This window comes from Streptomyces nymphaeiformis (genome assembly GCF_014203895.1).
GTDB lineage: Bacteria > Actinomycetota > Actinomycetes > Streptomycetales > Streptomycetaceae > Streptomyces > Streptomyces nymphaeiformis.
Map to the genome: position 1 here is coordinate 264,490 of NZ_JACHJY010000010.1, position 21,012 is coordinate 285,501.

The window sequence follows — 21,012 nt, forward strand, 5'->3', positions numbered from 1 at the left end:
CTTCGGTTCCCTCACCGCGTTGACGCGAGGACCTGCCGGGATGTGACAGCAGCCGGGCAGACGGAAAAGGCCGGTCCGACACGAAAGTGTCGAACCGGCCTCTCACATGGGGGCGTCAGTCCGTGCCGAACTCCATCGCGGCCCGGTCCAGCATCTCCTCGTCCTCGGAGACCTCGCCGCGGGAGGCGATGGCCTCGGCGCCGCCCTCGGGCAGCTGCGGCATGGTGCCGATCAGCCCGGTCGCGGCCGCCTGGGCGGCACCGATGGTGGGGCTGCCGGTGCCGATCAGGCCGAGGCCCGCGTACTGCTCCAGCTTGGCGCGGGAGTCGGCGATGTCGAGGTTCCGCATGGTGAGCTGGCCGATCCGGTCCACCGGGCCGAAGGCCGAGTCCTCGGTGCGCTCCATGGACAGCTTGTCCGGGTGGTAGCTGAACGCCGGGCCCGTGGTGTCGAGGATCGAGTAGTCCTCGCCGCGCCGCAGCCGCAGCGTGACCTCGCCGGTGATGGCCGCGCCGACCCAGCGCTGGAGCGACTCGCGGACCATGAGGGCCTGCGGGTCCAGCCACCGGCCCTCGTACATGAGCCGGCCGAGGCGGCGGCCCTCGTTGTGGTACTGGGCGAGGGTGTCCTCGTTGTGGATCGCGTTGACCAGGCGCTCGTACGCGGCGTGCAGCAGCGCCATGCCGGGGGCCTCGTAGATGCCGCGGCTCTTGGCCTCGATGATCCGGTTCTCGATCTGGTCGGACATGCCCATGCCGTGGCGGCCGCCGATGGCGTTGGCCTCCATGACCAGGTCGACGGCGGAGTGGAACTCCTTGCCGTTGATCGACACCGGGCGGCCCTGCTCGAAGCCGATGGTGACGTCCTCGGTGGCGATCTCGACCGACGGGTCCCAGAACTTCACGCCCATGATCGGGTCGACGGTCTCGACACCCGTGTCCAGGTGCTCCAGCGTCTTCGCCTCGTGGGTGGCGCCCCAGATGTTGGCGTCGGTGGAGTACGCCTTCTCGGTGCTGTCCCGGTAGGGGAGGTCGTGGGCGACCAGCCACTCCGACATCTCCTTGCGGCCGCCGAGCTCGGTCACGAAGTCCGCGTCCAGCCAGGGCTTGTAGATCCGCAGGTGCGGGTTGGCGAGCAGGCCGTAGCGGTAGAACCGCTCGATGTCGTTGCCCTTGAAGGTCGAGCCGTCGCCCCAGATCTGGACGTTGTCCTCGAGCATCGCCCGGACGAGGAGCGTGCCGGTGACGGCGCGGCCGAGCGGGGTGGTGTTGAAGTAGGCGCGGCCGCCCGAGCGGATGTGGAAAGCGCCGCAGGTGAGCGCGGCCAGGCCTTCCTCGACCAGCGCGGCGCGGCAGTCGACCAGGCGCGCGATCTCGGCACCGTAGGTCTTCGCGCGGCCGGGCACCGAGGCGATGTCGGGCTCGTCGTACTGGCCGATGTCGGCGGTGTAGGTGCACGGGATGGCGCCCTTGTCGCGCATCCATGCGACGGCGACGGACGTGTCGAGGCCGCCGGAGAAGGCGATGCCGACGCGCTCGCCGGCGGGCAGGGAGGTGAGGACCTTGGACATGGGAAGAGTATGCATCATTGCGCATGGTCATGCAAAGGGTGGTTTTCCGGAGGCGGCTCTCGTCCGCTCAGAGGCCGGGAACGCCCGCCCGGTCCAGGAGCGCCCTCATCTCCGGAACCGGCAGCAGCGGATTGCAGGCGGCCGCCCCTCCCACCTCCGGATCCTCCGGCAGTTCCAGCAGTCGGGCCACCGGAAGCCGCCGATCGAGCGAGGCCGCCTCCCGTACCCGCACCGCCGGATCCCGGCTCGGTCGTTCGACGAGTGCGGGTGTCGCGCCCGGATCGCGCAGGGCCGGCCGACGGGCCTCCGGCTCCGACGCGTCCCCGAACCGCGTGGCGAGGCCCGCCGCCGGGAACTGCGGCCGGGAGGTCGGCGAGGCGACGGCCCTGTGGGTGCCGTGCAGATGCAGGTCGAGCAGCAGCTCCGGCGGCGCCGTCGGGTGGAACTCGGTGAGCAGCAGGCGTACGGCGAAGTCCGCGTCGCCCGCCGGCAGCTCCACGCAGTCCTCGGGCGGCTTCGGGCACACCGCGGCGCTCCGCCGCGGCCAGGTGTGCGCGGACGCCGCGCAGCGGTGCAGGAGGTCCGTGTCCTCGCGTGCGTCTCCCACCCACCGCAGGGTGTCGAGCCGGTCCTCGGGGCCGACCGTCCAGTCGATCGCGGCCCGCTCCTCCTCCGACGGCTCGGGGCGGGCGGAGACCGCGAGCCGCACGGCGGGGTCCTCGTGGCCGGCGAGCGGTATCAGCACGTCGGCCGGAGCCGCCGGATTGCTCGCCGACCCGTCCACCGCGTGGTGTGCCGCCACGAGTTCCCCCGTCCACCGGTCCCCGCGCGTCCCGCCGCGGCGTACGTCCGGGCGCGGGGTCGCGAACCCGCTCGCGTAGGGCATCCCGTCGGGCCGCGCCACGACGGGCGCCCCATTTCGAACGGATGTAGACCGGAGGTGCAGGCCGGCGCCGTCGGCGCGTAGATCACGGAGTCGTTGCATAAAAGTTCGGCGACACGTATAGTCATGCCATCCATGAGGAGGGTTTCGATGACGGTACGAGTAGCAGTGGCGGGTGCGAGCGGATACGCGGGCGGGGAGCTCCTGCGTCTCCTCATCGCCCACCCCCACGTGGAGATCGGGACGCTGACCGGCCACTCCAACGCCGGACAGCGACTCGGGGCCCTCCAGCCCCACCTGCTCCCGCTCGCCGACCGCGTCCTCGCGCCCACCACCGCCGAGGAGCTCGCCGGACACGACGTGGTCTTCCTCGCGTTGCCGCACGGCCAGTCCGCCGCCGTCGCCGAGCAGCTCGGGCCCGACGTGCTCGTCGTCGACATGGGCGCCGACTTCCGCCTCAAGGACCCGGCCGACTGGGAGACGTACTACGGCTCCCCGCACGCCGGGACCTGGCCCTACGGCCTCCCCGAACTGCCGGGTGCCCGCGCCGCCCTCGAGGGGTCCAGGCGCGTCGCGGTCCCCGGCTGCTACCCGACGGCCGTCTCGCTCGCCCTCTTCCCGGCGTACGCGGCCGGTCTCGCCGAGCCCGAGGCCGTGATCGTCGCCGCCTCCGGCACCTCCGGCGCCGGCAAGGCCCTCAAGCCGCACCTGCTCGGCAGCGAGGTCATGGGCAGCATGTCCCCGTACGGCGTCGGCGGCGGCCACCGCCACACGCCCGAGATGATCCAGAACCTCAGCGGTCCGGCGGGGGAGCGGGTCACCGTCTCCTTCACGCCCACCCTGGCCCCGATGCCCCGCGGCATCCTCGCCACCTGCACGGCCACCGCGAAGCCCGGCGTCACCGCCGAGTCCGTACGCACCGCGTACGAGAAGGCCTACGCGGACGAGCCCTTCGTCCACCTGCTGCCCGAGGGCCAGTGGCCGGCGACGTCGTCCGTCTACGGTTCCAACGCCGTTCAGGTGCAGGTCGCGTACGACGCGAACGCGAACCGGATCATCGCCATCAGCGCCATCGACAACCTCACCAAGGGCACCGCCGGCGGCGCGGTGCAGAGCATGAACATCGCCCTCGGGCTGCCCGAGGACACCGGACTCTCCACGATTGGAGTCGCTCCATGAGCGTCACCGCAGCGAAGGGATTCACGGCCGCGGGCATCGCGGCCGGGATCAAGTCGAACGGCAACCCGGACCTGGCCCTCGTGGTCAACACCGGGCCCCGCCGCGCCGCCGCGGGAGTCTTCACCTCCAACCGCGTCAAGGCCGCCCCGGTCGTCTGGTCCCAGCAGGTCCTCGCCGACGGCGAGCTGACCGCCGTCGTCCTCAACTCCGGCGGCGCCAACGCCTGCACCGGCCCCAAGGGCTTCCAGGACACCCACGCCACCGCCGAGAAGGTCGCCGAGGTCCTGAGCGGGCAGGGCACGGAGGTCGGCGCGGGCGAGGTCGCCGTCGCCTCCACCGGCCTCATCGGCGTCCTGCTCCCCATGGACAAGCTGCTCCCCGGCGTCGAGACCGCCGCCGCCGAACTCTCCGAGCACGGCGGCGAGAAGGCCGCCATCGCCATCAAGACCACCGACACGGTCCACAAGACCGCGGTCGTCACCAAGGACGGCTGGACCGTCGGCGGCATGGCCAAGGGCGCGGGCATGCTCGCCCCGGGCCTCGCCACCATGCTCGTCGTCCTCACCACCGACGCCGACGTCGACGCCAAGGGCCTCGACGCCGCCCTGCGCAGCGCCACCCGGCTCACCTTCGACCGGGTCGACTCCGACGGCTGCATGTCCACCAACGACACCGTCCTCCTCCTCGCCTCCGGCGCCGCCGGAGTCACCCCGGAGCAGGACGAGTTCGCCGAGGCCGTACGGGCCGTCTGCGACGACCTCGCCCGCCAGCTCATCGGCGACGCCGAGGGCGCCAGCAAGGACATCCGCATCGAGGTGATCAACGCCGCGAGCGAGGACGACGCCGTCGAGGTGGGCCGCTCCATCGCCCGGAACAACCTCCTCAAGTGCGCCATCCACGGCGAGGACCCCAACTGGGGCCGGGTGCTCTCCGCCATCGGCACCACACAGGCCGCCTTCGAGCCCGACCGGCTGAACGTCGCCATCAACGGCGTCTGGGTCTGCAGGAACGGCTCCGTCGGCGAGGACCGCGACCTGGTCGACATGCGCTACCGGGAGGTCGTCGTCACCGCCGACCTCGCCGCCGGCACGGAGTCCGCCGTCATCTGGGCGAACGACCTCACCGCCGACTACGTCCACGAGAACAGCGCGTACTCGTCATGAGCAACACCGCGCGGAAGCACACCGCCCTCCCGAAGGCGCAGATCCTCATCGAGGCCCTGCCCTGGCTGACCCGCCACCACGGCAAGACCGTCGTCATCAAGTTCGGCGGCAACGCCATGATCGACGAGGACCTCAAGGCCGCCTTCGCCCAGGACGTCGTCTTCCTGCGGCACGCCGGCCTCAAGCCGGTCGTGGTGCACGGCGGCGGCCCCCAGATCAACCGCGCCCTCGACCAGGCCGGCCTGGTCAGCGAGTTCAAGGCCGGCCTGCGGGTCACCACCCCCGAGGCCATGGACGTCGTACGGATGGTGCTCGCCGGCCAGGTCCAGCGCGAGCTCGTCGGACTGCTCAACCAGCACGGCCCCTTCGCCGTCGGCATGACCGGCGAGGACGCCCGCACCATCACCGCCACCAAGCACCAGCCGGTCATCGACGGCGAGCGGGTCGACATCGGCCGGGTCGGCGAGATCACCGCCATCGAGACCGGAGCCATCGAGGCGCTCCTGGAGGACGGCCGGATCCCGGTCATCTCCTCCATCGCCCGCTCCCAGGACGACGGACATGTCTACAACGTCAATGCTGATACGGCGGCTGCGGCACTCGCTGCGGCGCTGGGTGCCGAGACCCTGATGGTCCTGACCGACGTCGAGGGCCTCTACGAGGACTGGCCGAACAGCGACGAGGTCATCAGCAGGCTCACCGCGACCCAGCTGGAGAAGCTCCTGCCCGACCTCTCCAGCGGCATGGTCCCCAAGATGGAGGGCTGCCTGCACGCCGTACGCAACGGGGTCACCACGGCCCGCGTCATCGACGGCCGCGTCCAGCACTCCATCCTGCTGGAGATCTTCACCGACGAGGGCATCGGCACGATGGTCGTGCCGGACGGACAGGGGGACTGATGACCGGCAACACCGAGCTGACCCGGCGGTGGCAGGGCTCGCTCATGAACAACTACGGCACCCCCCGGCTCCCGCTCGTCCGCGGCGAGGGCGCCAAGGTCTGGGACGCCGACGGCAAGGAGTACCTCGACTTCGTCGGCGGCATCGCCGTCAACGCCCTCGGCCACGCCCACCCGGCGGTCGTCGACGCCGTGTCGAAGCAGATCGCGTCCCTCGGCCACGTCTCCAACCTCTTCGTCGCCGAACCGCCCGTCGCCCTCGCCGAGCGGCTCCTGGGCCTCTTCGGCCGGCCCGGCAAGGTCTTCTTCTGCAACTCGGGCGCCGAGGCCAACGAGGCCGCGTTCAAGATCGGCCGGCTCACCGGCCGCTCCCACATGGTCGCCACCGACGGCGGCTTCCACGGCCGCACCATGGGCTCCCTGGCGCTCACCGGCCAGCCCGGCAAGCAGACCCCCTTCCTGCCGCTCCCCGGCGACGTCACCCACGTCCCGTACGGGGACGTGGGGGCGCTGCGGGCCGCGGTCACCGAGGACACCGCCTTCGTCATCATCGAGCCCATCCAGGGCGAGAACGGCGTCGTCGTCCCGCCCGCCGGCTACCTGAAGGCCGCCCGGGAGATCACCCGCGCCACCGGCACCCTGCTCGTCCTCGACGAGGTGCAGACCGGCATCGGCCGCTGCGGCCACTGGTTCGAGCACCAGGCCCACGACGGCGTCGAGCCGGACGTCGTGACCCTCGCCAAGGGCCTCGGCGGAGGCCTCCCGCTGGGCGCGACCGTCGCGTTCGGCGAGGCCGCGGAGCTCTTCGCGCCCGGCCACCACGGCACGACCTTCGGCGGCAACCCGGTCGCCTGCGCCGCCGGACTCGCCGTCCTGGACACCCTCGCGGCCGACGCCGCCCTCGACCACGTGAAGTCGGTGGGGGAGCGGCTGCGCCAGGGAATCGAGGGTCTGGGGCACCCGCTGGTCTCCCACGTCCGTGGTGCCGGCCTTCTGCTGGGTATCGTGCTCACCGGGCCCCTCGCACCCCAGGTGCAGCAGGCGGCCCAGGACGCGGGCCTCCTGGTGAACGCGCCCGCCCCCGACGTCGTACGGATCATGCCTCCGCTGGTCCTCACCGACGCCGAGGCGGACGCCTTCCTCCAGGCGCTGCCCGGGGTCCTGGACGAGGCGAACGGGCAAGGACGAACCGGAGAATGAGACGACGATGACCGACGCGCAGGAGAACGAGCACGGCGGGCCGTCCGTTCCGCAGACCCGCACCGCACGCCACCGCAGGATCGTCGACATCCTCAACCGGCAGCCGGTGCGGTCGCAGAGCCAGCTCGCCAAGCTCCTCGCGGACGACGGACTGAGCGTCACCCAGGCGACGCTCAGCCGCGACCTCGACGAGCTCGGCGCGGTGAAGATCCGCAACACGGGCGGCGAGCTGATCTACGCGGTGCCCAGCGAGGGCGGCTTCCGCACCCCGCAGGCGCCGCTCGGCGAGTCCGCCAAGGAGGAGCGCATGCGCCGCCTCTCCGGCGAACTGCTGATCTCCGCCGAGGCCTCCGCCAACCTGGTGGTGCTGCGGACCCCGCCGGGCGCCGCCCAGTTCCTCGCGTCGGCCATCGACCAGGCCGAACTCCACGCCATCCTCGGCACCATCGCGGGTGACGACACCCTGCTCCTCATCAGCCGCGACCCGGCCGGCGGGCAGGCGCTCGCCGACCACCTCCTGAAGCTGGCCCAGAAGTAGCCTCCGGGCTCAGTAGCGCGTGATCGCCGTCGGACCGCCCCGCGTTCCGACGGCGATGTGCGGTCGGCGTACGGGATCCGCCCAGGAGAGGACCGCGCGCATCGCGTCGGCCGGCACGGAGACGCAACCGGCCGTCGCACCACGCCCGTTGACGTGCAGGAAGATCCCGGCCCCGCGCCCGCGCACCGGACGCTCGTAGTTGAAGCCGATGACGAGCGCGTACGCGTACTGCGTGCCGTACGAGGCGAGGTGCTCGGACTCGGCGGCCCGGCAGTCCCGGGGCAGCCCCTCGACCCAGCGGTTGTACGCGCGGGAGGCGTTGTCCTGGCACCACCAGGACCGCTCGGTGACCCGGGCGTACGGGAAGCGGGTCCCGGCGGGCCGCGCCCGCACCCCGAAGGCGTACGGCAGCCGGTAGAGCCCGGTGGGCGTCGTGTTCGTGCCCTGCCGGCGCGAGGCGCCCTCGGCGAGCCCGCTCGCCCCGAACCGTGCGGGCGCGGACCCCGCGACGACCCACCGCCCGTCCTGCCGGTCCCACCAGGTCAGCGTCCCCGTGGTGGCGCCCGGTTCCGCGGCCTCGGCGGTGATCAGCTGGGAACCCCCGCCGGTGTCGGCCATCCGCTCGGGCAGCGGTGCGGGGGCGGGCGCGGCGCCCAGGCAGGAGAGCAGGGCGGCGCCGAGGGCGATGAGGGTGCGCATGCCGCGACGCTAGGACGGCACACGGGTCCCCGCCCGTCGTACGGGGCTATTCGGCGGGCAGCGGGGGCAGCGGGAGCGGCAGCCCGGGCAGTCCGTCGAGGCTGGTCGCGATGTGGTCCTTGCTCTCGCAGTAGTCGCTGAACTCCTGGTCCGTCTTCCGGTTGAAGTACTCGGCGTGCAGTGCCCGCTCCTCCCGGTACTCCATCAGCGGGACGGCGAACCCGCACGCGTCGCTGATCCGCCGCGCGTGCACGAGGACGATCGCCCGCGCGCTGCCCTGGCCCTCGACGGCCTCGGCCGGGAACCGCGCGTACAGCTCGCCCCACCGAGGATCGTCCCGCAGCACGGCCTCCCCGGTCCCGTGCACCCGCACGACGGTCGGCGGGCCGGAGAACGCGGTCCACATCAGGGTGATCCGCCCGTTCCCCGGCTCCCGCAGGTGCGCGATCGTCTCGGCACCGCTGCCACCGAAGTCGACATAGGCGAGCGTCAGTTCGTCGAGCACGACGAGCGTGCCCCTGCGGCCCTTGGGGGAGAGGTTGACGTGCCCGTCGCCGGCGAGCGGCGCGGTCGCGGTGAAGAAGACCGGCTGGTCCTCGATGAAGGTCCGGAGTCGTCCGTCGATACGTTCATATGTTTTCGCCATGGCCTGATTCTCGCTCACCCGGCTGCCGTCCGGTCCGGGCGTCAGCTCCTCAGCAGCGCCCAGGAGTTGGCGCGCAGCCTCGGCTCGGCGTCCTCGACCAGCGTCCGGGCGATCTCCCGCAGGTCCGGACCGTCATGTGCCCGGAGCAGCCGGAACGCCGCCACGCGCACGTGCCGGGGATGCTCCGTCGCGAGCCGGGCCCGCAGGGCGTCCACCGGCAGCCGCTCGCGGTACGGAACGAGGGCGGCCGTCACCTCCCGTACGACTCCGGGCGCGGGGTCGTCGAGCAGCTGCATCAGGCGGGCCACGTCCGTGGCGTCGAGTACGCGCAGCCCGGCCACGGCCCTGGCGCGCACACCGGGGTGAGGGTGGTCGGTGAGACCCCAGAGGAGGGCGGCGTCCCCGCGCGCACCGCACTCGGCGAGCCCGAGGGGCGCGGCCGGAGGCGGCGACCCGCTCGCGCACAGGGCACGGTAGAGCGGGGCGGGGTCGACGCCGTACTGCCGCAGCACGTACCGCGCGCAGGCCCGCACCAGTCCCGACCGGTCCGCGAGGAACGCCTCGGCCTCCCCGGGGCGCCCGGCCCGGCGCAGCGCCGTCACGCCCGCCGCGCGCACCCGGGAGTGCGGGGAGCGGAGCAGCGGGAGAAGGACCTCGTCGCCGGTCTCCGGACCCACGCCGGCGAGCGCGCCGTCCGCGCAGATGTCCTGGATCACCACGTCGGGGTCGGTGGCGGCGGCCTCGGCGAACCGCTGGGGGGAGAAGTGCCGCCGCTGGACCGCGATCCGGTGCGCCAGGCGCCGGGTCGCCCGGTCGTCGCGGACGAGGACGGTGTCGAGGACGGGCGCCGGGCCGTCCCGGAGCGCCGCTTCGAGGAGGGTCCGGGCGGCCTCCCCGTGCCGGCGCACGGCGACGCGCAGGACGATGGTCGTCAGGACGGCGATCGTGTCGGGTCCGGCGCCGGGGAGCGCGTCCCGCAGCAGGTCGCGGGCCACCTCGCGCACCGGCGGCGCCCAGTCGGCGCAGCGGATGGCGACGAGGGGCAGCAGCGGCCGGAGGTCCGGCGCGGGAAGACCGGCCGCGCGTCGCAGGGCCGCCTCGCGTATCCGGCCGTCGGGGTGGCACAGCGCGAGGGCGAGTCCGGTCTCGTCGGGTTCGCGGCGCTTCACGGTGAAGGTGGGCAGCGGCGCGTCCCACGCCCAGTGGAAGCGGCGGCCGGTCGCCCACGCGTGGTCCGGCAGCGCGGACGGGCGGGTGCGGGCGAGCCGGCGTACGGCGAGGTCGAGCCCCGTCCAGGCGGCGGCGTCCGACGTGTCGATCGCCGAGGTGAGCGGCGTCCCCCGGGCCAGTCGGGTGGCTCCCTCGGTGTGGGTGTCGTGCATGGGCGGAGCGTAGGGACAGGGTGTACGGGGACGCCCCTGATTTTCCCGGCCCACGGGCGGCGATTGACAAAACATACGGCCATCCGCATAGTTATGCCTATCAACGTCGACCTTGCGTCATCCGCCCACGTTCGATCGAGGAGCAGCAGTGAGCAGCAACAACGGTGACGTCCGGCTCTGGGGCGGACGGTTCGCCGACGGCCCCGCCGAGGCCCTGGCGAAGCTCTCCGCTTCGGTGCACTTCGACTGGCGTCTCGCGCCGTACGACATCGCCGGCTCCCGGGCCCACGCGCGCGTGCTGCACAAGGCCGGTCTGCTCACCGAGGACGAGCTGACCCGCATGATCGCCGGGCTCGACCAGCTGGAGGCGGACGTCGCCGACGGCTCCTTCGTCGGCACCATCGCCGACGAGGACGTCCACACCGCCCTGGAGCGGGGCCTCCTGGAGCGCCTCGGCGCCGAGCTCGGCGGCAAGCTGCGCGCCGGCCGGTCCCGGAACGACCAGGTCGCCACCCTCTTCCGCATGTACCTGCGCGACCACGCGCGGATCATCGGCGGGCTCGTCGCCGACCTCCAGGACGCCCTCGTCGGCCTCGCCGAGGCCCACCCGGACGTCGCCATGCCCGGTCGTACGCACCTCCAGCACGCCCAGCCGGTGCTCTTCGCCCACCACGTGCTCGCCCACGCCCAGTCCCTCTCGCGGGACGCCGAGCGGCTGCGGCAGTGGGACACCCGGACGGCCGTCTCCCCGTACGGCTCCGGCGCCCTCGCGGGGTCCTCGCTCGGGCTCGACCCGGAGGCGGTGGCGAAGGACCTCGGCTTCGAGCGGGGCTCGGTCGGCAACTCGATCGACGGCACGGCGTCGCGTGACTTCGTCGCCGAGTTCGCCTTCATCACGGCGATGATCGGCGTGAACCTCTCGCGGATCGCCGAGGAGATCATCATCTGGAACACGAAGGAGTTCTCCTTCGTGACCCTCCACGACGCCTTCTCCACCGGCTCGTCGATCATGCCGCAGAAGAAGAACCCCGACATCGCCGAGCTGGCCCGCGGCAAGTCGGGCCGCCTCATCGGCAACCTCTCCGGCCTGATGGCCACCCTCAAGGCCCTCCCGCTCGCCTACAACCGGGACCTCCAGGAGGACAAGGAGCCGGTCTTCGACTCCTGCGACCAGCTGGAGATCCTGCTGCCCGCCTTCACCGGCATGATGGCCACCCTCACGGTCAACCGCGACCGCATGGAGGAACTGGCCCCGGCCGGCTTCTCCCTCGCGACCGACATCGCCGAGTGGCTGGTCAAGCAGGGCGTCCCGTTCCGGGTGGCGCACGAGGTGGCCGGCGAGTGCGTGAAGGTCGCCGAGTCCGAGGGCAAGGAGCTGGACGAGCTCACGGACGAGCAGTTCGCCAAGATCTCCGAGCACCTCACCCCCGAGGTCCGCACCGTCCTCAACGTCCCCGGCGCCCTCGCCTCCCGCAACGGCCGCGGCGGCACCGCCCCCTCGGCGGTCGCCACCCAGCTCGTCGAGGTCAAGGCGGACCTGGTGATCCAGCACGCCTGGGCCGAGGCCAAGAAGTAGCCCTCGGCCCGTCACAGCGCCGCCGCCCACTCCGCGAGCGCGTCGAAGTCCGGTCGGACCAGTCCGATCCGGGGATCGACGCGCAGCAGCAGGGCGGCGGCGAGGTGTTTCTGCTCCACGTACTCGTGGTCGTACGGCGTGATGTCGTCGTCCACCCATGCGAACGGCCGCCCCGCCGCGTACTCCAGGACGTACTGGGTCTTCCAGAACGTCCCGCGCGGGGCGGCCCCGTGCATCTTCGGCCAGTCGACGAACGGCAGCTCGGGCAGCCCGAGGCGGGGTCCGATCCAGTCGTTCGCCTCGCCCTTCCAGGTCGTCGCCCACACCAGCTCGTACGCCTCCGCCAGCGCGAGCAGCTCGCTCCCGTGGTCCGGGTTGAGCCACACCCGCAGCGGCTTCGTCCCGAACCAGCCGTCGGGCCGCATCCGGTGCGTCGTGTACCCCGCCGGACGCCGCTCGCGCTGCGCCGCGTACGGATTCAGCGGTCCGTCGACATCGATCAGCAGCAGTGGCTTCGTCACGATCACAGCATTCCGTTCCCCGCCCCGGTGAGGCGTTGATTTATCGAATGAGACACTGATGTCTCATTGGGTGTATGGTCGTCTCATGTCAGTCGATCGCACCCAGGTGCTCCGTGCCGCCGCCGCCCTGCTCACCCGGAAGGCGACCGCCACCATGGACGAGGTCGCCCGGGCCGCCGGGATCGGGCGGGCGACGCTGCACCGGCACTTCGCCGGGCGGGACGCCCTCGTGCGGGCGCTCGAGGAGCTCGGGCTGCAGGAGCTGGAGGCGGCCCACGACCGGGCCCGCACCGAGGAAGGGCCCGCCGACGAGGCCGTGCGACGGCTCGTCGCCGAGGTCGAACCCGTCGGCCCCCTGCTGTCGTTCCTCGTCACCGAGAACCAGCTCTTCGAGGGCGACCAGCAGAACGAGGGCTGGGCCCGCCTCGACGCCCGCGTCTCCGCGCTCTTCCGGCGCGGCCAGGAACAGGGCGTCTTCCGCATCGACCTGACCCCCGCCTGGCTCACCGAGGCCTTCTACGGGCTCATCGGTTCCGGCGCCTGGGCCGTGCAGGACGGCCGGGTCGCCGCCAAGGACTTCCAGTACATGATCGTCGAGCTGTTGCTCGGCGGAGCGCGCAGGAGCGTGGAGAAGTGACCACCGACAGCATCAGGACGGAAAGCCATATCGAGGGCGTGCGCCGCCCCGGCCGGTGGCTCGCCCTCTCCGTCCTCGTCCTGGCCGTCCTCCTCGTGGCGGTCGACGCCACGGTGCTCGGCCTCGCCACGCCCTTCCTCACCGAGGACCTCAAGCCCTCCGGCACCCAGCTCCTCTGGATCGGCGACGTCTACTCCTTCGTCATCGCCGGACTCCTCGTCTCCATGGGCAGCCTCGGCGACCGCATCGGCCGCAAGAAGCTCCTGCTGATCGGTGCCACCGCCTTCGGCGCCGTCTCGGTCCTGACCGCCTACGCGACCAGCCCCGAGATGATGATCGTCGCCCGCGCCCTCCTCGGCGTCGCCGGCGCGACCCTGATGCCGTCGACCCTGGCCCTCATCCGCAACCTCTTCCACGACGCGCGCGAGCGCAGCCTCGCCATCGGCATCTGGGGCGCCATGGCCTCGGCCGGCGCCGCCGTCGGCCCGGTCGTCGGCGGGTTCCTCCTGGAGCACTTCTGGTGGGGCTCGGTCTTCCTCATCAACCTGCCCGTCATGGCCGTCCTCGTCCTCGTCGGCGCCAAGCTGATCCCCGAGTCGAAGAACCCGAACCCCGGCCCCTGGGACCTCCCCAGCGTCGCCCTCTCCCTCGTCGGCGTCATCGGAGTCGTCTACGCCGTCAAGGAACTGGCCTCCCACGGCCCGACCCTCGGCGCCGGCGCCGGCGCCGTCATCGGTGTCGCCGCCCTGACCTGGTTCGTCCGCAGGCAGCTGACCCTGCCCGCGCCGCTCCTGGACATGCACCTCTTCCGCCACCGCGGCTTCTCCGGTGCCGTCCTCGCCGACCTGCTGACCATCCTCGGCCTCTCCGGCCTGGTGTTCTTCCTGTCCCAGTTCTTCCAGCTGGTCCAGGGCCGGCAGCCCCTGGAGGCCGGACTCGCCGAACTCCCGGCCGCGATCGGCGCCGTGACGGCCGGTCTGGTCGCCGGCGTCGTGGCCCGCCGCTTCTCCGTGCGGTCCGTGGTGGCCGGCGGCCTCGCCGCGGTCGGCCTCGCCCTCGCCGTCCTGACGACGCTCGACCAGCACACCGGCTACCCGCTGCTCGGTGCCGCCCTGCTCGTGGTCGGCGTGGGTGCGGGCTTCTCCTTCACCGTGACCGCCGACGTGATCCTCTCCAGCGTCCCGAAGGAACAGGCCGGAGCCGCCTCGGCCGTCTCCGAGACCGCGTACGAGCTCGGCGCCGCGCTCGGCATCGCCATCCTCGGCTCCATCGTGACCGGCGTCTACCAGAGCTTCACCACTCCGGCCGGCGTCCCCTCGGACATCGCGTCGGCCGCCCACGAATCGCTCGGCGGCGCGGTGGAGGCCTCCGGCGGCCTCGCCCCCGAGACGGCGACCGCCCTGGTCGCCTCCGCCCAGGAGGCCTTCGTCGACGGCCTGCGGATCGCGTCCGGCGTCGGCGCGGCGGTCCTCCTGGCGACGGCCGTCGCCGCCTGGTTCCTCCTCAGGGGCCAGAGGCTGGAGAAGTGACCGGCGGGGAGCAGTCGGGGGCGGCGTCCCGTCCAGGACGCCGCCCCCGCCGATGCCGCACCGCGGCTACGCCGCTTCCTTCGCCTTCGTGGCGTACATGTCCACGTACTCCTGCCCCGACAGGCGCATCACCTCGGCCATCACCGAGTCCGTCACCGCCCGCAGGACGTACCGGTCGCGGTCCATCCCGTCGTACCGCGAGAACTCCATCGCCTCGCCGAAGCGGACCGTCACCCGGCCCGGGCGCGGGAAGCCCGCACCACCCGGCTGGATCTTGTCGGTGCCGATCATCGCGAACGGCACCACCGGCGCCCCGGTCATCAGCGTCAGCCGCGCGATGCCCGTACGGCCCCGGTACAGCCGGCCGTCGGGGGAGCGGGTGCCCTCCGGGTAGATCGAGAAGATCTTGCCCTCCTCCAGGACGCGGCGGCCCGTCATCAGGGCCGCCACACCGCCGCGGCCGCCGTCCCGGTCCACCGGGATCATGCCGACGCTGGTGAAGAACCAGGCCATCGCCCGGCCCTTGATGCCCTTGCCCGTCACGTACTCGTCCTTGCCGATGAAGTGGACCGGACGGTCCAGGCAGATCGGCATGATCATCGAGTCGATGAAGGTCAGGTGGTTGCCCGCGAGGATCACGGGACCCGTCCCGGGGATGTTCTCGACGCCCTCCACGCGGGGGCGGAACATCAGGCGCATGACCGGCCCGAGCACTGCCTTGATGATCGCGAGACGGGACAACGGTTCCTCCGGTGGGAAGCGGGTCGGTCGGGCCCGTCGGGACGACGGCTGAGGCTGGCGACGATACTCGCGGGTCACCCTCACGCGCACATCGGGTTCACCGAGTGGATACACAGTGTTGACGCGTGTTTCCGCCATGTTCCGCACAGGTCTGCCGCCCGTAGGGCCCCACTGCCTAGCGTCGGGGGCAACAGTTGACAGGTGCGGGACATCACACCGCGGCTCACACAGGAGGATCCCTCATGACCCAGGGCGAACGCCGGACCCCGGCACGGCGGACGGTTCTCGGAGCGGCGGGCGCCACCGTCCTCGGCGCCTCCACGGCCCTCGCCGCCGGCACCGGCACCGCGCAGGCCGCCGCGGCGGACCTGGAGAGGGACCGCACGCCCGGCCGGGGCCACGGCTACCGCTCCCTCCCCGTCCCCCTCGTCATCGGCCACCGCGGCGCCGCCGGCTACCGCCCCGAGCACACCCTCGGCTCCTACCGGCACGCCCTCGACCTCGGCGCCGACGTCGTCGAGCAGGACCTCGTCCCCACCCGGGACGGGCACCTGGTCTGCCGCCACGAGAACGACATCACCGGCACCACCGACGTCGCCGACCACCCCGAGTTCGCGTCCCGGAAGACCACCAAGACCGTCGACGGCACCGCGCTCACCGGCTGGTTCACCGAGGACTTCACGCTCGCCGAGCTCAAGACGCTGCGGGCCAAGGAGCGCATCCCCGCCACCCGCCAGGAGAACACCCTCTACGACGGCCGCTGGACCGTCCCCACCTTCGAGGAGGTCCTGATCTGGGCCGAGGAGGAGGGCCGCCGCCGGGGCCGCGAGATCTGGCTCCACGTCGAGACGAAGCACCCCAGCTACTTCCGCTCCCTCGGCCTCGGTCTGGAGGAGCGGCTCGCGAAGCTCCTGCGCCGGTACGGACGCCACCGCGCGAACTCCCCGGTCTTCCTCCAGTCCTTCGAGCCCAGCAGCATCCAGCGCCTGGCGAAGCTCGTGGACGCCCCGGGCGTCGTCCTGCTCTCCGGCGCGACCAGCCGCCCCTGGGACTTCGTCGAGGCCGGGGACCCGCGTACGGTCGCCGACCTGGTCACGCCCGAGGGCCTGCGCTGGATCGCCTCGTACGCCAAGGGCATCGGCCCCACGCTCGACCTGGTCATCCCGAAGGACGCGACCGGCCGGCTCGGCGACCCGACCACCCTGGTCCGCGACGCGCACGCCGAGGGACTGATCCTCCACCCGTACACGCACCGCAACGAGAACACCTTCCTGCCCGTGGACTTCCGCAAGGGCACGGACCCGACGGCGTACGGCGACGCCTTCGGCGCCCTCAAGCGGTACCTGGGGACGGGGATCGACGGCATCTTCTCCGACAACCCGGACACCGCCCTGCTCGCGGCCCAGGACCTCACCGCCCGGGACTGACCCGACCGACCGGGGTTGATCCGAAGAGGGGGCCGTACGGCTCGTACGACCCCCTCCCGGGTGGTTTACGCCCCGCCCCGCAACCGCGGCCGGGCACCCCGGCATCGTGCCGGTCATGACCACCCCCGAGACCGTCCCCGCCGCGGAAGCCCACGCCCCCGGCCTCCTCGCCGCCCTCGCCCCGCTGCTCTCCGCCGAGTCCGACGCCGAGGCCCCGGCCGCCGGCGTCGACCCGGGCGACCTCGAACAGGCCGTCTGGCTGCGCCTCCTGGAACAGCTCCGGGAGACCGGCACCGCACCCGAGCGGCCCGCCGAATGGCTGCGCCGCGCCGTCCGCGCGGAGGCGCGCCGCGCCCGCAGGACCCACGACCGCGAACGCCCCTACCGCGACGAACCCGTGCACGAACCGGGCGGCGCCGTGCCCGAGGGCTCCCCCGAACACTCCCTGATGGTCGCCGAGGGCCGTCGCACCCTGCGCGCCGCCGTCACCAGGACACCCGGCCGCTGCCCGAAGGTACTGACCGCGATGCTCGACCCGCAGGACCCCACCTACCGGGAAATCGCAGGAGAGTTGGGTATCTCACAGGGCAGTCTGGGGCCGATGCGTTCCCGTTGCCTGGGATGCCTGCGCAGAATGCTGGCTGCAGAGGTTCCCGCCCCCGGTCGACGGGGAAGGGTGCGGTAAACCGATGATCGACAGTTGAGCGGGAGGCGTGCACACATGGGCCTGAGTGTGACCATCTCAGCGGCGGACGCGCAGGACGCGGAGCACATCCTGAAGCTGCAGTACCTCTGCTACCAGAGCGAGGCGGAGCTGTACGGGGACTGGTCCATCGAGCCGCTCACCCAGTCGCTCGACGCCCTGCGCACCGAACTGGCCGAGGGGTACGGGCTCGTGGCCCGGCTCGGCGACGAGGTCGTCGCCTCCGTGCGGGCCCGCCTCGACGAGGACGGCACCGTACGGATCGCCAAGCTGATCGTCCACCCGCGCATGCAGCGCCACGGCCTCGGCGGCCGCCTCCTCGACGGCATCGAGCGCCACTTCGCGGCGGACACCGCCGAGGCGACGGCGTCCGCCAAGCGCTTCCAGCTCTTCACCGGCCACCGCAGCGAGGGCAATCTGCGCCTCTACCGCAGCAAGGGGTACGCGCAGGTCTCCACCCGCGAGCTCGGCCCGAAGCTCACCCTGGTGACCCTGGAGAAGGCCGCCTAGGCGGTCCTGGACCTCCGCAGCCACCAGATGCCGGTCAGCGGCAGCAGCACCGGGATGAAGACGTAGCCGTAGCCGAAGTCGGACCAGACCGTGGCGTCCGGGAAGGCGGACGGCTCCACCAGCGTCCAGGTCCCCACGACCAGCACGCCCGCGAGCTCGGCGGCGCAGCACACCAGCGCCGCCCTGCGGGCCTTCTCCCCGCCGCGCACCAGCGTGTACGTGATGAACACGTAGACGACGGCCGCGACCGCCGACAGGCTGTACGCCAGCGGCGCACGGTCGAACTCGCTCGCGATCTGGTAGATCGAGCGGGACAGCGCGCCGACGGACATCACGCCGTACAGCCAGACGAGCAGCATGCCCGGGCCGGTGACGAGCCGGGTCTTTCCCCGGGTCTCGGTCTCGGTCTCGGTCGTGGTCATGGTCAGCCCACCGTCCAGATGTCGTAGAGACGCACTTCGAGCACGGCCAGGACGACCGCGCCGGCCGCCACCGTCGCCGAACCCCACCGACTGCGCTCCGCGAGCGACATGAAGCCGGCGATGGGCACCGCGCACAGCGCGCCGAGCAGATAGGCGACGAAGATCGTCGTGCCCTCCTCGGCCTTCTCGCCGCGCGCCAGCTGCACGATGCCGACGATCAGCTGGACCAGGACCAGGAAGGTCACCACGGCCATGCCGATGAAGTGCCAGTCCTTGGTCGACTGGTCCCGGAAGGCGGCGAAGCCGCACCAGGCGGCGAGGGCGAGCGCGGCCACGGAGACCGCGACCGTCAGGGCGTCAAGCATGCGCCCGAGGGTATTACGGCCCGAATGACCCGATGCCCTCGCCCCCGGCTTGCGAGAGCACGTGGCGCCCGCGTCCCCCTCCACCCCGCCCACCGCGTGGCCTTGGCCACATCCCGTACCCGGGAGCCGTCCCCGACGCGACCGGCCCCGGAGCCGTTCCCTCCAGGCCGCGCAAGGAAAGGCGCTCCGACGCCCGCCCCGGGCGCGTCCGCAGGGCGTCTCAACGATGTCCGCTATTCGGACACCCCGCTTCCCTTCGCAGCTGCGCATGTTTTACTTGCAGACATGACCACGACGAGCAGCCGCACCCTTGCGACCGAGGCGAACACGACGCCCGGTGCTCGTTGTACGTGTCGAATGTGCGCCATCTGAGGGCCCCCGCCTGAGCCTCGCGCCCCGAAGCGAGACCCCGACGGCCGAGCCGATCCGCCCGCCAACCGGCGCCGGACCGTGCCTGCCCCGCGCACCACTGTTCCCCGGTCACCAGCCGGCCGGAACGGCCTCCCGTGCGCCTGACTGTCCGAATGACGAATGCCCGTGCCCGACGGACCCCGCGTCGCGCACTCGACAGTGACGGAAACCCCTGTGATCACCACTTCGGGCCTGACCAAGGTCTACGAGTCGCGCGGCCGGCAGGTCACGGCTCTGGACGGCGTCGACCTCCACGTCCGCGAGGGCGAGGTGTTCGGAGTCATCGGCCAGAGCGGCGCCGGCAAGTCCTCGCTCATCCGCTGCGTCAACCTCCTGGAGCGCCCCACCTCCGGCACCGTGACCGTCGACGGCGTCGACCTCACCGCGCTCGCCGGAAAGGGCCGCCGCGCCGGGAAGGACCTGCGCCGGGCGCGCAGCAGCATCGGCATGGTCTTCCAGCACTTCAACCTGCTGTCCTCCCGCACGGTCAAGGACAACATCGAGCTCCCCCTGGAGATCCTCGGCGTCTCCGGCACCGAGCGCTCCCGCCGCGCCCTGGAACTCCTCGACCTGGTCGGCCTCGCCGACAAGGCGAAGTCCTACCCGGGCCAGCTCTCCGGCGGCCAGAAGCAGCGCGTCGGCATCGCCCGCGCCCTCGCCGGCAACCCCAAGGTCCTGCTCTCCGACGAGGCCACCAGCGCCCTCGACCCGGAGACCACCCGCTCCATCCTCCAGCTCCTGCGCGACCTCAACCGGCAGCTCGGCCTCACCGTCCTGCTCATCACGCACGAGATGGACGTCGTCAAGACGATCTGCGACTCCGCCGCCCTGATGCAGCACGGCCGCGTCGTCGAGTCCGGCACCGTCGGCGAACTGCTCGCCACCCCCGGCTCCCAGCTGGCGGCCGAGCTGTTCCCGGTCAGCGGCGCCCCCACGGGCCCCGACCGCACCGTCGTCGACGTCACGTTCCACGGCGAGGCCGCGACCCAGCCGGTCATCTCCCAGCTCTCCCGCACGTACAACATCGACATCTCGATCCTCGGGGCGGCGATGGACACCGTCGGCGGGAAGCAGATCGGCCGGATGCGGATCGAACTGCCCGGACGGTACGAGGACAACGTCGTCCCGGTCGGCTTCCTGCGCGAGCAGGGCCTCCAGGTCGAACTCGTGGAGGACGAGGACACCGTGCAGGACATCGCGCACGTGCTGGTCAAGGAAGGTGCCAAGTGACCTGGTCGGAGATGCAGCCCCTGCTCGAACAGGGCACCGTCGACACCCTCTACATGGTCCTGTGGGCCACCGTCGTCACCATCGCCGGCGGCCTGCCGCTCGGCATCCTCCTCGTCCTCACGGACAAGGGCGGACTGCTGCAGAACCGGCCCGTGAACAAGGTCGTCGGTGCGATCGTGAACGTCGGCCGTTCGCTGCCGTTCATCATCCTGCTGATCGCCCTGATCCCGTTCACGACCTTCGTCGTCGGCACCTTCATCGGCCCGACCGCGATGATCGTGCCGCTCGCCATCGGCGCCATCCCCTTCTTCGCGCGCCTCGTCGAGACGGCGATCCGCGAGGTCGACCACGGACTCGTCGAAGCCGTCCAGGCCATGGGCGGCGGCATCCCCACCATCGTCCGCAAGGTGCTGCTCCCGCAGGCCCTGCCCTCGCTGATCTCGGCCGTCACCACCACCGTGATCGTGCTCATCGGGTACTCCGCGATGGCCGGCGCGGTCGGCGGCGAGGGCCTCGGCTCCAAGGCCGTCACCTACGGATACCAGCGCTTCGACACCACGTTCATGCTGGTCACCGTCGTCGTCCTGGTCCTGATCGTGACCGTCGTCCAGCTCATCGGCGACGGAGTCGTCCGACTCCTCGCCCGCCGGGGCCGCACCGCCTGACGACCCCGCCGGGGCCGCACCGCGACACGGCCCCCGGCCCCCAAGACTTCGATTCTCGAAGAACAGCCCGGACTTGTTGTCCAGGCAAAGAATCCGCTCCACCGGAAAGAGGCACTC

22 protein-coding genes are annotated in these 21,012 nt (G+C 72.1%); 13 read left to right on the plus strand and 9 right to left on the minus strand.

Annotated features, from left to right (window positions below; all coding sequences use genetic code 11):
* Positions 1–115: 115 nt before the first annotated feature.
* Both argG and GGE06_RS32255 read right to left on the minus strand, forming a co-directional pair.
* Entirely contained in the window at positions 116–1,570 is a 1,455-nt protein-coding gene (gene argG, locus GGE06_RS32250; protein ID WP_116161942.1) for an argininosuccinate synthase, read from the minus strand.
* A gap of 67 nt (positions 1,571–1,637) precedes the next feature.
* Positions 1,638–2,474, minus strand: a complete 837-nt coding sequence (locus GGE06_RS32255; protein ID WP_184932469.1) for a hypothetical protein — start codon at positions 2,472–2,474, stop codon at positions 1,638–1,640.
* A gap of 129 nt (positions 2,475–2,603) precedes the next feature.
* Between GGE06_RS32255 and argC the strand changes: the two genes are divergently transcribed.
* From argC to GGE06_RS32280, 5 genes are read left to right on the plus strand one after another with little or no spacing between them, the layout of a single operon-like run.
* Positions 2,604–3,632 (plus strand): N-acetyl-gamma-glutamyl-phosphate reductase, encoded by a 1,029-nt coding sequence (gene argC, locus GGE06_RS32260; protein ID WP_116161943.1) that lies wholly within the window; start codon positions 2,604–2,606, stop codon positions 3,630–3,632.
* A complete protein-coding gene (gene argJ, locus GGE06_RS32265) occupies positions 3,629–4,795 on the plus strand; it encodes a bifunctional glutamate N-acetyltransferase/amino-acid acetyltransferase ArgJ (RefSeq protein ID WP_184932471.1) in 1,167 nt (388 codons plus the stop codon). Before argC ends, argJ begins: the two co-directional genes overlap by 4 nt.
* Positions 4,792–5,694 (plus strand): acetylglutamate kinase, encoded by a 903-nt coding sequence (gene argB, locus GGE06_RS32270; protein ID WP_116161945.1) that lies wholly within the window; start codon positions 4,792–4,794, stop codon positions 5,692–5,694. The genes argJ and argB overlap by 4 nt, the downstream gene beginning before the upstream one ends.
* Positions 5,694–6,893 (plus strand): acetylornithine transaminase, encoded by a 1,200-nt coding sequence (locus GGE06_RS32275; protein ID WP_184932473.1) that lies wholly within the window; start codon positions 5,694–5,696, stop codon positions 6,891–6,893. Before argB ends, GGE06_RS32275 begins: the two co-directional genes overlap by 1 nt.
* A 7-nt stretch (positions 6,894–6,900) precedes the next feature.
* On the plus strand, positions 6,901–7,431 hold the full coding sequence (locus GGE06_RS32280; protein ID WP_030316147.1) for an arginine repressor: 531 nt from the start codon (positions 6,901–6,903) through the stop codon (positions 7,429–7,431).
* Between the two features lie 9 nt (positions 7,432–7,440).
* On the opposite strand, the gene GGE06_RS32285 is transcribed toward GGE06_RS32280, so the two are convergent.
* Genes GGE06_RS32285 through GGE06_RS32295 form a run of 3 tightly spaced genes read right to left on the minus strand, consistent with a single transcriptional unit; the run spans position 7,441 to position 10,158 of the window.
* Positions 7,441–8,130 carry a L,D-transpeptidase family protein gene (locus GGE06_RS32285; protein ID WP_184932474.1) on the minus strand — a complete coding sequence of 230 codons (690 nt, stop codon included), beginning with the start codon at positions 8,128–8,130 and terminating at the stop codon, positions 7,441–7,443.
* A 46-nt stretch (positions 8,131–8,176) separates the two neighbouring features.
* Positions 8,177–8,776, minus strand: coding sequence for a pyridoxamine 5'-phosphate oxidase family protein (locus tag GGE06_RS32290; protein WP_116165628.1), 600 nt, complete (start codon positions 8,774–8,776; stop codon positions 8,177–8,179).
* Positions 8,777–8,817: 41 nt separating this feature from the next.
* Positions 8,818–10,158: a HEAT repeat domain-containing protein gene (locus tag GGE06_RS32295; protein ID WP_184932475.1), complete on the minus strand. Its 1,341-nt coding sequence runs from the start codon at positions 10,156–10,158 to the stop codon at positions 8,818–8,820.
* Positions 10,159–10,306: 148 nt separating this feature from the next.
* Here GGE06_RS32295 and argH point away from each other — a divergent pair, with 148 nt between their 5' ends.
* Entirely contained in the window at positions 10,307–11,734 is a 1,428-nt protein-coding gene (gene argH / locus GGE06_RS32300; RefSeq protein ID WP_116161949.1) for an argininosuccinate lyase, read from the plus strand.
* An 11-nt stretch (positions 11,735–11,745) separates the two neighbouring features.
* Here argH and GGE06_RS32305 read toward each other — a convergent pair whose 3' ends face one another.
* Complete coding sequence (locus GGE06_RS32305) at positions 11,746–12,255, minus strand: HAD domain-containing protein (RefSeq protein WP_116165629.1); 510 nt, start codon at positions 12,253–12,255, stop codon at positions 11,746–11,748.
* An 85-nt stretch (positions 12,256–12,340) separates the two neighbouring features.
* Between GGE06_RS32305 and GGE06_RS32310 the strand changes: the two genes are divergently transcribed.
* Entirely contained in the window at positions 12,341–12,892 is a 552-nt protein-coding gene (locus GGE06_RS32310; RefSeq protein ID WP_116161950.1) for a TetR/AcrR family transcriptional regulator, read from the plus strand.
* Positions 12,889–14,421, plus strand: a complete 1,533-nt coding sequence (locus GGE06_RS32315; protein WP_184932476.1) for an MFS transporter — start codon at positions 12,889–12,891, stop codon at positions 14,419–14,421. Before GGE06_RS32310 ends, GGE06_RS32315 begins: the two co-directional genes overlap by 4 nt.
* A 66-nt stretch (positions 14,422–14,487) precedes the next feature.
* Here the strand turns inward: GGE06_RS32315 and GGE06_RS32320 are convergent, their stop codons facing one another.
* Positions 14,488–15,162 (minus strand): lysophospholipid acyltransferase family protein, encoded by a 675-nt coding sequence (locus GGE06_RS32320; protein WP_116161951.1) that lies wholly within the window; start codon positions 15,160–15,162, stop codon positions 14,488–14,490.
* A 242-nt stretch (positions 15,163–15,404) separates the two neighbouring features.
* On the opposite strand from GGE06_RS32320, the gene GGE06_RS32325 reads away from it, so the two are divergent.
* From GGE06_RS32325 to GGE06_RS32335, 3 genes are all read left to right on the plus strand, one after another.
* The gene (locus GGE06_RS32325; RefSeq protein WP_184932477.1) at positions 15,405–16,589 is read left to right on the plus strand and encodes a glycerophosphodiester phosphodiesterase; all 1,185 of its coding nucleotides are present in this window, start codon (positions 15,405–15,407) and stop codon (positions 16,587–16,589) included.
* A 115-nt stretch (positions 16,590–16,704) separates the two neighbouring features.
* Positions 16,705–17,274 carry a sigma-70 RNA polymerase sigma factor region 4 domain-containing protein gene (locus GGE06_RS32330; protein ID WP_116161953.1) on the plus strand — a complete coding sequence of 190 codons (570 nt, stop codon included), beginning with the start codon at positions 16,705–16,707 and terminating at the stop codon, positions 17,272–17,274.
* A 36-nt stretch (positions 17,275–17,310) separates the two neighbouring features.
* Positions 17,311–17,802, plus strand: a complete 492-nt coding sequence (locus GGE06_RS32335; RefSeq protein WP_116161954.1) for a GNAT family N-acetyltransferase — start codon at positions 17,311–17,313, stop codon at positions 17,800–17,802.
* On the opposite strand, the gene GGE06_RS32340 is transcribed toward GGE06_RS32335, so the two are convergent.
* Positions 17,799–18,224, minus strand: a complete 426-nt coding sequence (locus GGE06_RS32340; RefSeq protein WP_116161955.1) for a hypothetical protein — start codon at positions 18,222–18,224, stop codon at positions 17,799–17,801. The genes GGE06_RS32335 and GGE06_RS32340 overlap by 4 nt on opposite strands.
* Positions 18,225–18,226: 2 nt before the next feature.
* Entirely contained in the window at positions 18,227–18,589 is a 363-nt protein-coding gene (locus tag GGE06_RS32345; RefSeq protein WP_041128303.1) for a hypothetical protein, read from the minus strand.
* A 531-nt stretch (positions 18,590–19,120) separates the two neighbouring features.
* On the opposite strand from GGE06_RS32345, the gene GGE06_RS32350 reads away from it, so the two are divergent.
* Together GGE06_RS32350 and GGE06_RS32355 are read left to right on the plus strand one after the other, a co-directional pair.
* Positions 19,121–20,230, plus strand: a complete 1,110-nt coding sequence (locus GGE06_RS32350; RefSeq protein ID WP_116161956.1) for a methionine ABC transporter ATP-binding protein — start codon at positions 19,121–19,123, stop codon at positions 20,228–20,230.
* Positions 20,227–20,895, plus strand: coding sequence for a methionine ABC transporter permease (locus tag GGE06_RS32355; RefSeq protein ID WP_116161957.1), 669 nt, complete (start codon positions 20,227–20,229; stop codon positions 20,893–20,895). The genes GGE06_RS32350 and GGE06_RS32355 overlap by 4 nt, the downstream gene beginning before the upstream one ends.
* The last annotated feature ends 117 nt before the right edge of the window (positions 20,896–21,012 follow it).

What these genes read in the sequence shown, in the direction of transcription:
- argG (WP_116161942.1), bottom strand. Translation starts at nt 1,570, where the DNA reads ATGTCCAAGGTCCTCACCTCCCTGCCCGCCGGCGAGCGCGTCGGCATC.
- argC (WP_116161943.1), top strand. Translation starts at nt 2,604, where the DNA reads ATGACGGTACGAGTAGCAGTGGCGGGTGCGAGCGGATACGCGGGCGGG.
- argJ (WP_184932471.1), top strand. Translation starts at nt 3,629, where the DNA reads ATGAGCGTCACCGCAGCGAAGGGATTCACGGCCGCGGGCATCGCGGCC.
- argB (WP_116161945.1), top strand. Translation starts at nt 4,792, where the DNA reads ATGAGCAACACCGCGCGGAAGCACACCGCCCTCCCGAAGGCGCAGATC.
- GGE06_RS32275 (WP_184932473.1), top strand. Translation starts at nt 5,694, where the DNA reads ATGACCGGCAACACCGAGCTGACCCGGCGGTGGCAGGGCTCGCTCATG.
- GGE06_RS32280 (WP_030316147.1), top strand. Translation starts at nt 6,901, where the DNA reads ATGACCGACGCGCAGGAGAACGAGCACGGCGGGCCGTCCGTTCCGCAG.
- GGE06_RS32285 (WP_184932474.1), bottom strand. Translation starts at nt 8,130, where the DNA reads ATGCGCACCCTCATCGCCCTCGGCGCCGCCCTGCTCTCCTGCCTGGGC.
- GGE06_RS32290 (WP_116165628.1), bottom strand. Translation starts at nt 8,776, where the DNA reads ATGGCGAAAACATATGAACGTATCGACGGACGACTCCGGACCTTCATC.
- GGE06_RS32295 (WP_184932475.1), bottom strand. Translation starts at nt 10,158, where the DNA reads ATGCACGACACCCACACCGAGGGAGCCACCCGACTGGCCCGGGGGACG.
- GGE06_RS32310 (WP_116161950.1), top strand. Translation starts at nt 12,341, where the DNA reads ATGTCAGTCGATCGCACCCAGGTGCTCCGTGCCGCCGCCGCCCTGCTC.
- GGE06_RS32325 (WP_184932477.1), top strand. Translation starts at nt 15,405, where the DNA reads ATGACCCAGGGCGAACGCCGGACCCCGGCACGGCGGACGGTTCTCGGA.
- GGE06_RS32330 (WP_116161953.1), top strand. Translation starts at nt 16,705, where the DNA reads ATGACCACCCCCGAGACCGTCCCCGCCGCGGAAGCCCACGCCCCCGGC.
- GGE06_RS32335 (WP_116161954.1), top strand. Translation starts at nt 17,311, where the DNA reads ATGGGCCTGAGTGTGACCATCTCAGCGGCGGACGCGCAGGACGCGGAG.
- GGE06_RS32340 (WP_116161955.1), bottom strand. Translation starts at nt 18,224, where the DNA reads ATGACCACGACCGAGACCGAGACCGAGACCCGGGGAAAGACCCGGCTC.
- GGE06_RS32345 (WP_041128303.1), bottom strand. Translation starts at nt 18,589, where the DNA reads ATGCTTGACGCCCTGACGGTCGCGGTCTCCGTGGCCGCGCTCGCCCTC.
- GGE06_RS32350 (WP_116161956.1), top strand. Translation starts at nt 19,121, where the DNA reads ATGCCCGTGCCCGACGGACCCCGCGTCGCGCACTCGACAGTGACGGAA.